Genomic DNA, 11,865 nt, shown 5'->3' with positions numbered 1-11,865 from the left:
TATACGCGACAAGTCCGGTTTGCTTGGACGGGGGAGACCCAATTAAACATGTGCTAAGTTCGTCTTATATAAACGCTTATGCTCTAGTGGTTCATCCCGGCCATCCCGCCCATGATTTCCGGATTGACCATTCCGAAGATCATAGCGATGTGAGCAACGACCAGGAAGCCGCTGATCAGCAGGAAGTGCAGCTTCAGCTTGCTTTCCTCACTGCGGTTCCGGGCGATCAGTCCGAGGTCCAGCAGTGCTAATGGCAGTAGGAAGAGGACTCCGCTTAAGTAAAAGCTTACTGCAACCACATCCACCCACGTATGCCATTCCCCATTGGCGGTGAGCGGAATGAAGGCGGTAGGGAATAGGTATAAGAAAACTCCGGTGAAGTATAATCCGGCAAGAATACTGCATACCCGGTTGAAGGCTCTGAGCGGTCCGTTCAGCTTCTTCGTGAACAGAATGATAAACTCGGTTACGGTGATCGTCTCGGCAAAAATTACGGGAATCGCCATGAAGAGAATCAGATTCCAGGGCTGATTGTCCGCCAGCAGGGACATATAATGCGTCATGTTCATGTTACATCCTCCAATATGAATAATAGCTTACATAGGAATGTTAGTAGAAAAGTATGTGGAAAGTATGTAGAAACGGGGGTATGATGGTTAGAAGTTGATTGAGAAGGGAGCAAGACCAGCAGTGAATGATAGCTTGCAGCATATTTTATTTGACCTTGACGGTACTTTGACCGATCCCAAGGAAGGGATCACCAGATGCGTAGAATATGCGCTGAATAAGTTTGGCATTGCCGTGGAGCATCCGGATCTGCTGATACCGTATATCGGACCGCCGCTCTATGATTCTTTCATTGAAATTCAGGGCTTCACTGCGGAGGCAGCACAGCAGGCAGTGGATTATTACCGCGAACGTTACCGGACTGTGGGCATGTTCGAGAACAGCGTGATTCCCGGGATTCCCAAGCTGCTGAAGGACCTTTCAGATCAAGGGTTCAGCCTGTATGTAGCCACTTCCAAGCCTACGGTATTTGCCGAGCAGATTCTTGCTCATTACGGGCTGGAAGGTTATTTCAAATTCACAGCAGGCAGTAATCTGGACGGAACCCGGTCGAAGAAGCGGGAAGTGATTCAGTACGTGCTGGATGAGAATTCTATTCCCGCAGCACAGGCGCTGATGATCGGGGACCGGGAGCATGATATTATCGGGGCAAAAAGCTGCGGTGTGACGTCCATCGGGGTCTTGATCGGATATGGTTCGGAAGAGGAGCTGTCTGCTGCCGGAGCAGATCATATTGCGTCTTCAGTGGATAAAGTGGGGGATATTATTTCACGTATTGATGTGAATTATGCTAACAGATAATTTGCGGCTGCCGGGCAGCAGGCAATTAACTAATTTTCAGATGCGGTATTGACTTTTGCCGAACCCATTCAGTATTATGTAACCATCAACACCATAACTTAAGGCCATGACCAAAGACATGATATCCTTCAAGGACTGACCAGAGAGAGAAGTGCAAGGTGAGAGCTTCTTACAGAGACCAGCCGGATATTACCCCTTTGCAGCCGCGGTACTGAACCCTCCTGCTGTTAGAGAGGTGCGTAAATACCGCCGCCCCATCCCCGATAACGGATGCCATGAGGATTATGCCGATCACGATTCTGCCGAACAGCCGGGGATACTGGGTCCATAGTCGAATTAGGGTGGAACCACGAGCTAAGCGCACTCGTCCCTTTACGGGATGAGATGCGTTTTTTTGCGTTCAATACACTGAATATAACTTGTAGAAATGGAGGCCGCAATCATGGAGATTCAAGTAACTTTGCCGGATGGAACTAATAGGAGGTATTCGCATAACACCACGATTGCGCAGGTTGCTGAGTCGATAAGCGCCAGTCTGCGGAAGAATGCGGTAGCCGGCCGGATCGGCGGCAGGCTCGTTGGCCTTGATCACAGGATTGACCGGGACAGCCTCGTTGAAATTATATTGGCGGACAGCAGTGACGGACTAGCGATTCTCAGACATAGCACAGCCCATCTGCTGGCCCAGGCGATAAAGCGGATTTATGGGGAGAAGAATGTAAAGCTGGGGATCGGTCCGGTCATCGAGGATGGATTCTACTACGATATAGATATTGCCCGGCCGTTATCCTCCGAAGATCTAGCTGCGGTAGAACGCGAGATGCAGTCCATCATTGCCGAGAACCTGCCGATTATCCGCCGGGTTGTCAGCTATAATGAAGCCGTGGAACGGTTCGCGCAGCTGGAGGAGCCGCTGAAGCTCGAACTGCTCCGTGATCTGCCGAAGGATGAAGAGATCAGCATCTATGAGCAGGGGGAATTCTCCGATCTGTGCCGCGGGCCGCATCTGGCCTCCACAGGCAGGATCAAGGCATTCAAGCTGCTTAGTGTAGCCGGAGCCTACTGGAAGGGAAATGCGGATAATCAGGTTCTCCAGCGGATATATGGTACTGCCTTCTTGAAGCAGGCGCAGCTCGATGAGCATCTGCACAGGCTGGAGGAAGCGAAGAAACGGGATCACCGCAAGCTAGGCAAGGAGCTGGGGCTGTTCATGTTCTCGGAGGAAGCGCCGGGAATGCCGTTTTATTTGCCGAAAGGAATGTTTATCCGCACTGAGCTGGAGAATTTCTCCCGTGAAATGCAGCGGCAGAGCGGCTACGAGGAGGTCCGTACTCCGCTGATGATGAACAACCGGCTGTGGGAGCAATCCGGACACTGGGATCATTACAAAGACGAGATGTATTTCACTAAGGTTGATGAAACAAGCTATGCGCTGAAGCCGATGAACTGTCCCGGCCATATGCTGATCTTCAAGAACAGCCTGCGCTCCTACCGGGAGCTGCCGCTCCGTATTGCCGAGTACGGGCAGTGTCACCGCCATGAATCCTCCGGTGCGCTGAACGGGATGATGCGGGTCCGCACATTCTGCCAGGATGATGCCCATCTGTTTGTGCTGCCGGAGCAGATCGGGGAGGAGATCGGTCTTATTCTGGAGCTGATTGACCGGATCTATAAAGTGTTCGGGTTCAGCTACAAGGTAGAATTGTCCACTCGTCCGGCTGACTACATGGGGGATGAAGCATTATGGGATCAGGCGGAGCAGTCCCTGGAACGGATTTTGCAGCGAAGCGGGCTGGATTACCGGATTAACCCCGGGGATGGAGCCTTTTATGGGCCGAAAATTGATTTTCATGTCCTGGATGCCTTGAAAAGAAGCTGGCAATGCGGTACAATCCAACTGGATTTCCAGATGCCTGAGAAGTTCGATCTTACTTATATCGGTGAGGACAATGCGAAACATCGTCCGGTGGTTATTCACCGCGCGGTATTCGGCTCGATCGACCGGTTCATGGGTATTCTTACAGAGCATTTCAGCGGGGCATTCCCGCTATGGCTGTCTCCTGTACAAGCCAAACTGCTCCCCGTGGCCGAGGTTCATGCCGGTTATGCCTTTGAGGTCAAGAAACTGATGCAGTCCGCAGGACTGCGTGTGGAGGTCGATCTGCGGAGCGAGAAGCTGGGATACAAAATCCGTGAAGCCCAGCTAGAGAAAGTGCCTTATACTCTGGTGCTTGGAGACCAGGAGCAGAATTCCGGTACGGTCTCGGTGAGAAGCCGTGCGGAGCAGGCGCTGGTGTCTCTGAGTGTACAGGAGCTTATTCAGCAGATGGCCGGTCAGATCGCTGCCCGGACATAAATTGCTTCATTATATAGACTTCATTAGTCTGGGAGGACGACCGAGTGATTTCAATGGACACACAGCAACTGGAGGGCAGCGTGGTTACGCTGGTTCCCCTGAAGGAAGAGCATCGTCCGGAACTGGTCAAGCTGCTTATTGATCCGCTGATCTGGGAATATACCTGGAGGAAGATCAGCACATCCCAGCAAGCCCATCAGTTAATAGATACCGCAATGGTTAATCAGGCTATGGGTACGGATATACCTTATGCTGTAATAGACCGGGCTTCGGGCCGGATCGCCGGCTCTACGCGGATAATGCATCTGGATTATACCCACCGCAATGCAGAGATCGGCGGCACCTGGATTTCCCCGGAATACTGGAGAACACCGGTGAATACCGAATCCAAGTCGCTGCTGCTGCATCATTGTTTCGAGGATCTGAACCTGATCCGGGTAAACTTCTCCATTGTCAGTGACAATCTGCGGTCGCAGCGGGCGATTGAACGGATTGGTGCTGTCAGGGAAGGCATCCTGCGCAAGCAGCGGTTAACCGCAGGCGGTGCTGCACTGGACAATGCGCTGTATAGTATCATTGATGACGAGTGGCCAGCGGTAAAAGACAATCTGCACTATTTGCTTAACGTCAAATATAAATAACGGGCCCGGGTTGCGGGCTTATGCCGGGGTTGACTCAAAAGGCTGCGAAATAGCTGCTTGGGTCAACCCTTTTTTATGCCAGCAGCTATTTTTCTCACTCCAATCCAGTTTGCTGCTAAGTAAATCCCGCCTATATCAGAATAATGCATAGCGACTTAGGCCAACTCTCCGGTTCAAATGTAGCCCCATTATGACCCTTATGGACATCACAGCCCTTATTCGCTCAAAATAGGCATTTTGGGCGGTTTTACGGACACCACGGCCCTTATCCGCCGCTTTTCATGGGTTAACTCCGCTTTTCCGGTGAAATAACGGCGCTGATGTCCTTAAGGTTCCGCACTTTGCTGCCTTTCCGCAAGCTTAACGTCTCTCCTGTCCGTAACGTTTAGCTAGTCACTTGAACAACCGTTGCGTGCCTGGCTACTTTCTTAACGGGGGGCCATTCACGCGTATGAAGGGTTTTGAGACAGTCCTGTTCATTTTGCAAATAGCCATGTTCAAGAAAGATTGCTATAATTAAATGACATTTGAATAGAAACGTATATTCCCTTTAATTATTCTTTTGACACTTCCGGCCCATATTTTGCCCTTAGGGCAGATGTGGGTTTATGTTATTTTGTGAGGATGATAGTATGAAAGAGCGAATTAAAGAAGTTATCGAAAGCATTGTTGAAAGAAAATAAAAGGATTCCCCAGGAAGTCTTAAATTATGAAGTGATGGCGAGGTTGGCAAGAGGATGAACTGGAGTGATTTTGGAGAACGGAATAAACGGCTGAATCCCTTGTGGAGCCTGGGCGCAGGGATGAATCTCGGCGAGCTTCAGCCGTATAAGGAGATGATTGCCCTCAGCGTATTGCTGCAGGTCTATTATCTGGAGCTGGAATCGGATGAACAGCGGTCCAAAGAGGATCTGGTGAATCTGGCCTGGCGCTCATTAGAACGCTTCGGAATTGCGAAGCTCGGGAGTCCGGAATCGGTGGAGCGGCTGGTGGACGGGCTGCTCTGGAGCGGCAACGGCGGGGATTTCGAGGCTAATTATTATGATGATCATTCCCGGCAGATGACGGTGCAAAAGTATAAGTATTTCGCTGTAGATGAGGATGCTACCCGCACGAGCTGGGAGGAGAACGGGACCACCATCTACCAGCTCTCCGAGTATGCGATGGAGCTGATCTTCATGAGCCACGAGATTATTGACGAATTCCAGATCAGCATTAAGCTGCTGGAGATTCAGATGCATATCAAGCATGGCCGGGTTACCCGGGCGATGCAGGATGTCAATGAGCTGATCTCGCGGGTGCGGAAGATGATTCAGCAGCAGCAGGAATACCGTAATGCGCTGCGCCGCAATCCGAAGCATATCTTCAGTGAATACGGCACGCAGCGGCATCAGCGGCTGGAGGAGATCCATCAGCAGTTCGATGAAGAACGGAAGCATTTCGATAACATCCACCGCTCGCTGGCCCGGCTCGCCAATGATGAGAAGGATGTGATTGACTTCAATGAGCTCCGCCTGCTCTCGGAGCGGGTGGAGCTGTCACGGAGAGTGCATGATGAGCTGGCCGGGGTCGTTTTGAGTATTTTTGAGGCGGAAACGAATCTGAGGCTGAACTTCCCGGAGCTGTTCTGGGGCGCGGCGGGCTTCAACTTCCGGACCCATGTGTGGGAGGAGTGGGTGAAGCCTGAGGGACTGCCGGACGGAGATAGTCTCGGGACCTTAATAGAGGGCCTGTTCTCCCCCAGCCAGGACTTCATCTATCCGCTGGCCTGGGCCTGGGAAGAGCAGGATGTCGGGTTCCTCCCGGAGGAACTGCCGGACACGCTGGATGACGCCGGGGAAGACGAAGAGATTCAATATATCCCTAAAGGCATAAACTGGGCCGGGGTAACTGAGCTATGGCTGCCTGTCTTCACGGAGCTTGCCGCACATGGAAGCTTTACTTTATCGGCGGAAGCCTTCTCGGAGGAAGATCAGCTGCGCTGGGCAGCTAACCCTAATGCGGTGGATTTGTGGATACAAATGTTCCATGCCGAAATTACGGTACAGGAACAGGAAGCGGAAGGTCACGGCGGAGCGGATGAATGCCAGAAGCTGATTGGGCATCTGATGATGAACCATCCGGAGCTTGAGAGCCTGCGGGGCAAGGTGCTGCGCACAACCATCCGGGCCGGGCGGCAAGGCAGCATCCGCTTCCCCGGTCTTGAGATCAGTCCTTATACCATTACTATAGTAGAGAATAGAGTTGATTCAGCATGAGTTATTCGTTAGAGCAAGTACAACAGGCTTCAAGGCTGTTCTTCGATCTGCTGCGCCGGAAAGTCATTTCCCTGGATGATCCTGCAGCGGCAGAATGCCTGCAAGATACGGCTGCTTATGATGCCCTGCAATATGTAGCCAAAGAAGCCGGCTGCCGGATTATGAACTCCGGTCACCGTCTTCATTTGCTGGTCAGTCCGATCGGTTCCGGCTTCGCCAGCAACTTCACCCAGCTGCGCAATAAATATTCGCGGATCGAGCGTAAGACACATCTGCATATCATTAATGTGGTTATTCTGGTCTTCCTCGCCGAAATGGATCAGGATGATCAGCACTTCAAGCCGGGCCAGGACAGCATGTCCTATATTCAGCTTGCGGATCAGGTGTCCGTCATCCTGCAGACCTGGATGGATATGGACGGGGACGGCAGCTTCAGCAAGCAGTGGCGGCTGGATATCCAGGCTATGCACCGGGTATGGGCCAGCCTTTTCATGCAGACCAAAAGCCAGGAGGACGGTGATTCGCTGACTCGCGGTGCCGGTTCCCGGATCGGCCTGATTCACGAAGGGATGAAGCTGCTGGAGGAAGAGCATCTCGTGTTCATCTCGGAGAATGAGAAACGGATTTTCCCCCGGGAGGAGCTGTATGAGCGGATGCGTTATCTCTATCATGATGTGGACCGTTATAAAGAGCTGAAGACACTGATTGGCCGGACACTAAGCGGGAAGGAGGATGAAGCCCATGCCGCGCATTGAGCGAATCCGTATCGCCGGACTGAAATATGAGAAAATGCTGAAGAAATACGAGGATATGGTCCTTGACCTTTGCAACGAGGAAGGCCCGGCCAATACCCTGATCACCCTGATGAACGGCGGGGGCAAGGGCGTGCTGCTGCAGTCAATCTTCCAGCTGTTGATGCCCAAAGCGGCCTGGGGCAAAGATAATGAGAATCAGGTCGAAGCTTTTTTCCATAATCATAAAAAACAGCTGAAGCCCTACACCTTCCATGTTGCCATTGAATGGCGGCTTGACGGTACGGAGCGGATCGAGTACATAACTACGGGGATTGCCATGACAGCCCAGCATTCTATGGATCAGCTGGAGATCAAAGTGGACTACCTGCTCTATGCACTGCTGAATTATGAGGAGAATGCCGAGCTTAGCCTGACCACGCTGCCGTTATATGATCAGGAGCTGGGCAGTCCGGCCAGCTTCGAAATGATTCAGCAGTTTGTCCGGGAGCGGCGCAACGAGATTGTTGTATTCGGCAGCCACAGCTCCGATCTGAAGAAATATTATGCCTTCCTTGCAGATAAGGATATTCATATTGATGAATGGCGGAATATGCGGCGGATCAACGGGGAAGAAGGCGGCATCAAAGGGTATTTCCAGAAAAATGATGCCTTCACCAACCATAACCTGTTCGAGCGGCTGATTCTTCCGGAGATCGGCTCCAGCCTGAACGGCAGCATGGGCGAGGATGAAGGCTCGCTGCAGCGGATGTTCATTGACACCGCGACGGTTGCCCAGCGTCTGCCGATGCTGGAGCAGAGGGAGCGGGCTTTTGACGAATTCACTACATTTGCCGCACCGCTGTATGAGGCAGTTAAGCAGGGGACCGAGGCTGACCGGAGCTTTCTGGAGACAGAACGGCTTGGACAGCAGTTGTCAACGGTCATCTATGATGAACTGAAGAACGCTGAAGATAAACGCCGCAGAACTGCGGATGAGCTGGCCGGGCATTACCAGGAAGCGAAGCAGCTGAAATTCGAGACGGACAATCTGAAATACCTGCGTCTGAAGGAAGAGCATGACGGCAAGGCGGATGATTTCAAAGCGGTGTCGGATAATCAGACCCGGGCTAAGCAGCGGCTGGAAGAATCGAAGAAGAAGGAGAAGGAGCTTGAGGTCGCCCACTATCTGGCAAGACGCAAGCTTCAGCTCCGGCAAATCGGACAATGGCAGAAGGAAATCGAAGCGATTGAAGGTTCGCTTGAGATGAAGGAACGCCAGGAAGTGATTCAGGGGGCCAAGCAGGAGCTGAGGGCAAGTTGGGATGAGGTATACCGGCTCTGGCAGGTACAGCTTCAATTCTATAGCGGCCGCCAGCAATCCCTTGCAGCTGAAGAGACCGTTCTGCGTAAAAGCCGTGAAGCACTTCTGCTCGAACTCGGCGGACTGGACAGGAAGATTCATGAATTAACGGCTGCAATCCGCCAGTATACAGAGGATCTGGGGGTGTTCGCCTCCCGCCACGGACAGGAGGCGGCGCATGGTCCGGCAGCGGCCCTGCAGCGGACGCTGATCGCAGCCCGGACCACTGCTGAGAATATCACTGCCCTGAATGAGCAGCGCAGGGCAGCGGAGGAAGAGAAGCTGGCACTGCACACCAGGCATACCCGGCTGGCTGAGAAGCTGCTTGGAGCAGATGCCCAGGCAGAAGAGCTTACTGAGCGGCTGGAAGGCCAGATGAACAAGGAATCACAGCTCTGGTCGCAGGTGGTCGTGCTGCTGGAGATGTATGAAGAGCATCAGCAGCTGGGAACGACGGCATTGTTCGAAGCGAAGGCACTGATCCAGGAGCGGTTCATCCGCAGACTGGATGACGCCGAGCAGCAGACCAAGCGGCTCAGACGCGAATATTATCATCAGCTGCTGGATGTGGAGCTGCAGCAGGAAGCCTATTGGCTGCCTAACAGTGATATTGTGACGGTAAAGGATGCTCTGGATGCTCTGAAGATCAGCTCCATGACGGGAAGTGCTTATCTTAACGACCAGCCTTATCTGGTCCGTGAAGAAAAGCTGGAGCGCCATCCGCTGCTGCCGTACGGCCTGATCGTCACCAAGCGTGAATCGGCCAGGCTGCAGCCGGATATGCTTAACGAGCTTCTGCTCAAATCACCTGTTCCGGTATTCATCCGCGAGGAAATGGCTGACGCGGCTGAAGCCTCCTTCCGGCTGCTTACCCATCAGGGGCCGCAGATGGTGCTGCAGCCGGACCGCTTCCTGGAGTGGAAGCGGGGAATCGCCTCCAGACTGAAGGAGCAGGAGGAAGAGCTGCAGGGCGCCGAAGGTTATCTGGCGAAGCTGAAATCAGCCAGACAGGAGTATGACCGTCTGCTTCAGGGTGAGCATACCGTAAGCTTGCGGACCCGGCAGAAGACTATAGCGGCTCTACAGCAGGAGCTTGGCAAAAGCCTGAATGAATTGAATGCAGAGCTTTCGCGCAATGAAGAGCTCTTGGCAGGAGTATCCAGGGGACTGGCTGACAGTGAAGCGGAGCGCACCGGGCATGAGGCTAAGGCTGCAGCGCTTCGTGAGTGGAGTGAACGGAGCCGGAAGCAGGAGCAGGACTATAAGGACAAGCAGCAGTCAACAGATCATAAGACTAATCTCAGCAAAGAGATTGCCGCTCTGGATCAGCAGCTGGCGCATCTCTTCGCTGAGATGAACACCATCGCTCTCCAGCGGGAGAAGTGGATAGGCGATGCTAAATATTCTGTGTTTCCGCGACTGCAGAACTGGTTCCCGGAAATTCATTTCCCGGGCGAACCTGCTGCTGCACCTGAACCGGAGACAGAACAGAATAGCCAAGTACCGGATGAGGCGGTACAGGACAAGCTGCTGCAGCTGCTGAGCACGGTCGAGAGTCTGCAGCAGTCGCTCAGCCGGAATGAGCTGGAGATCCGTACCAGAGCTGCCCAGATCAAAGCAGCCGGAGAACAGCTGGCGGAGCTGGAAGCTGTACTGCAGCAGGTCGATGCCGGATGGAGCGCTGCTCCCGAGCCGCAGGACCCGCCGGACGCAATCCAGTCGGCCAGAGCAAGGCAGAAGTCCGATACTGTTATACTGGATGAGGATTATCAGCATATCCGCGACTCCTATATCCGCTGCCAGACGGAGCTGGACAGCCTTAAGAAGGAGCTGGTGAAGTCCGAGAAGTCCATTAAGGAGAAGCATGAACGTTCCGCAGAAATCTGGCGTGAATCCCTCAGTCAGAAGGAGGAAGAGATCAGCGCCCGCTTCCGCGAGAATGAGCATTTGCTGAACTCCTGCAAGCAGGCTCTCGCTTCCATGGATCAATGGCTGCAGACCCTTGCGAATCAGAGTAAAATTATGGATACGCATGTAGAGCAGCGTGTTCACCTGCGGGATGTGCCGGAAGAGCTGAAGCTAGGTGTACGGGAGAGCTGTGAGCCGCTGGTTGCAGACTGGCTGCTGCGCAGCAGGGAAAGCCGCAGCCGGCGTGCAGACCTCTCGCGCAAGGTCAAGGAGGAGAAGACAGCGCTAAGCGGCAGACTGGCTAAATCCGGATGGAATCCGGAGCTCGAGACCAAAATTCAGGAACGCCTGAACACGGTTCACTGGGACGATTTCCAGGTTGCGCTGCAGGTGCTGGATTCCATGCTCCAAAGCTCGCGTGATCAGATTGAGAGCATCCGCAGCGACAAGGAGGATATGGAGCTGTCCCGCAAGCTGTGGGTCGGACGGGCGGCGAAACGGGTTGTACAGATTGTTGACATTCTCAAGCGGATGGAACGCCGGATGATCATTCATAATGAGAACGGGCATGCGTTTCCGCTTGTACGCATGAATTACAAGAATATTAATATTCCGCGTACAACGGATGATATAGAGCCGCTGGTCAGCGAATATTTCAACCGCTGCATCAGCAGCCTGATGGAGAAGTATCCGAAGATCGAACAGGTGCCGGCGGCGGCCGTCCGGGATCTCATCAGTGACGGACGGATGGTCTATGCTGCACTCCAGAACCGGTTCCCGGTACTCCAGGTGTACAAGCCGGTTACGGAGAATTATTTCCTGTATGCCGCCCCGGAAGAATATCATTATTCCGACTGGGAGGTTATCAACCGCGGAGCGCTAGATGAGGCTGTCGGCAGCGGAGGCCAGCGCCAGTCGGTTCAGCTGCTGGTGGCGATGATGATTATGACCCACAAGCGTGTCAACCGCGAGAATAAAGGCTGGACGGTATTCCTCTACGATAACCCGTTTGGCGAAATGGTCTCCAATAACGTGCTTGATCCGGTATTTGAGATATCCAAAGCGCTTAAGTTCCAGTGGCTGATTGTTACGCCGCCGGAGCTCGTGAAGAATGATGTCAGCATCCGTTTTGGCGTGTACTGGCAGCTCTATTTTGGCGGGGATAAAGGGGATGCGCTGGATTCTACCCTCATTAAGGGCGGCCGCAAGCTGATTCCTGCCTCATTATTCTAGTATTATT

7 protein-coding genes are annotated in these 11,865 nt (G+C 53.1%); 6 read left to right on the top strand and 1 reads right to left on the bottom strand.

The window, feature by feature from the left end; genetic code table 11:
- Positions 1–83: 83 nt before the first annotated feature.
- Positions 84–569: a DUF6803 family protein gene (locus LOS79_RS09065; RefSeq protein WP_315418403.1), complete on the bottom strand. Its 486-nt coding sequence runs from the start codon at positions 567–569 to the stop codon at positions 84–86.
- Between the two features lie 121 nt (positions 570–690).
- Between LOS79_RS09065 and LOS79_RS09060 the strand changes: the two genes are divergently transcribed.
- The 6 genes from LOS79_RS09060 to LOS79_RS09035 all read left to right on the top strand — a co-directional run bounded on the left by LOS79_RS09060 (position 691) and on the right by LOS79_RS09035 (position 11,858).
- Positions 691–1,368: an HAD family hydrolase gene (locus LOS79_RS09060; protein WP_315418400.1), complete on the top strand. Its 678-nt coding sequence runs from the start codon at positions 691–693 to the stop codon at positions 1,366–1,368.
- Positions 1,369–1,810: 442 nt separating this feature from the next.
- Complete coding sequence (gene thrS / locus LOS79_RS09055; RefSeq protein ID WP_315418398.1) at positions 1,811–3,724, top strand: threonine--tRNA ligase; 1,914 nt, start codon at positions 1,811–1,813, stop codon at positions 3,722–3,724.
- Between the two features lie 53 nt (positions 3,725–3,777).
- Positions 3,778–4,365, top strand: a complete 588-nt coding sequence (locus LOS79_RS09050) for a GNAT family N-acetyltransferase (RefSeq protein ID WP_315422095.1) — start codon at positions 3,778–3,780, stop codon at positions 4,363–4,365.
- A 737-nt stretch (positions 4,366–5,102) separates the two neighbouring features.
- Positions 5,103–6,623 (top strand): hypothetical protein, encoded by a 1,521-nt coding sequence (locus tag LOS79_RS09045; RefSeq protein ID WP_315418396.1) that lies wholly within the window; start codon positions 5,103–5,105, stop codon positions 6,621–6,623.
- Entirely contained in the window at positions 6,620–7,378 is a 759-nt protein-coding gene (locus LOS79_RS09040) for a DUF6063 family protein (RefSeq protein ID WP_315418393.1), read from the top strand. The genes LOS79_RS09045 and LOS79_RS09040 overlap by 4 nt, the downstream gene beginning before the upstream one ends.
- Positions 7,365–11,858 (top strand): hypothetical protein, encoded by a 4,494-nt coding sequence (locus LOS79_RS09035; RefSeq protein ID WP_315418390.1) that lies wholly within the window; start codon positions 7,365–7,367, stop codon positions 11,856–11,858. The genes LOS79_RS09040 and LOS79_RS09035 overlap by 14 nt, the downstream gene beginning before the upstream one ends.
- Positions 11,859–11,865 lie beyond the last annotated feature (7 nt).

Origin of the sequence: Paenibacillus sp. MMS20-IR301 (assembly GCF_032302195.1) — a bacterium.
Taxonomy (GTDB): Bacteria; Bacillota; Bacilli; order Paenibacillales; family Paenibacillaceae; genus Paenibacillus_AQ.
This window is presented reverse-complemented; position numbering and strand designations above follow the sequence as displayed.

Bases quoted from the DNA above. Each gene is read 5' to 3' on its own strand.
- LOS79_RS09065 (WP_315418403.1), bottom strand. From the start codon at position 569: ATGAACATGACGCATTATATGTCCCTGCTGGCGGACAATCAGCCCTGG.
- thrS (WP_315418398.1), top strand. From the start codon at position 1,811: ATGGAGATTCAAGTAACTTTGCCGGATGGAACTAATAGGAGGTATTCG.
- LOS79_RS09050 (WP_315422095.1), top strand. From the start codon at position 3,778: ATGGACACACAGCAACTGGAGGGCAGCGTGGTTACGCTGGTTCCCCTG.
- LOS79_RS09045 (WP_315418396.1), top strand. From the start codon at position 5,103: ATGAACTGGAGTGATTTTGGAGAACGGAATAAACGGCTGAATCCCTTG.
- LOS79_RS09040 (WP_315418393.1), top strand. From the start codon at position 6,620: ATGAGTTATTCGTTAGAGCAAGTACAACAGGCTTCAAGGCTGTTCTTC.
- LOS79_RS09035 (WP_315418390.1), top strand. From the start codon at position 7,365: ATGCCGCGCATTGAGCGAATCCGTATCGCCGGACTGAAATATGAGAAA.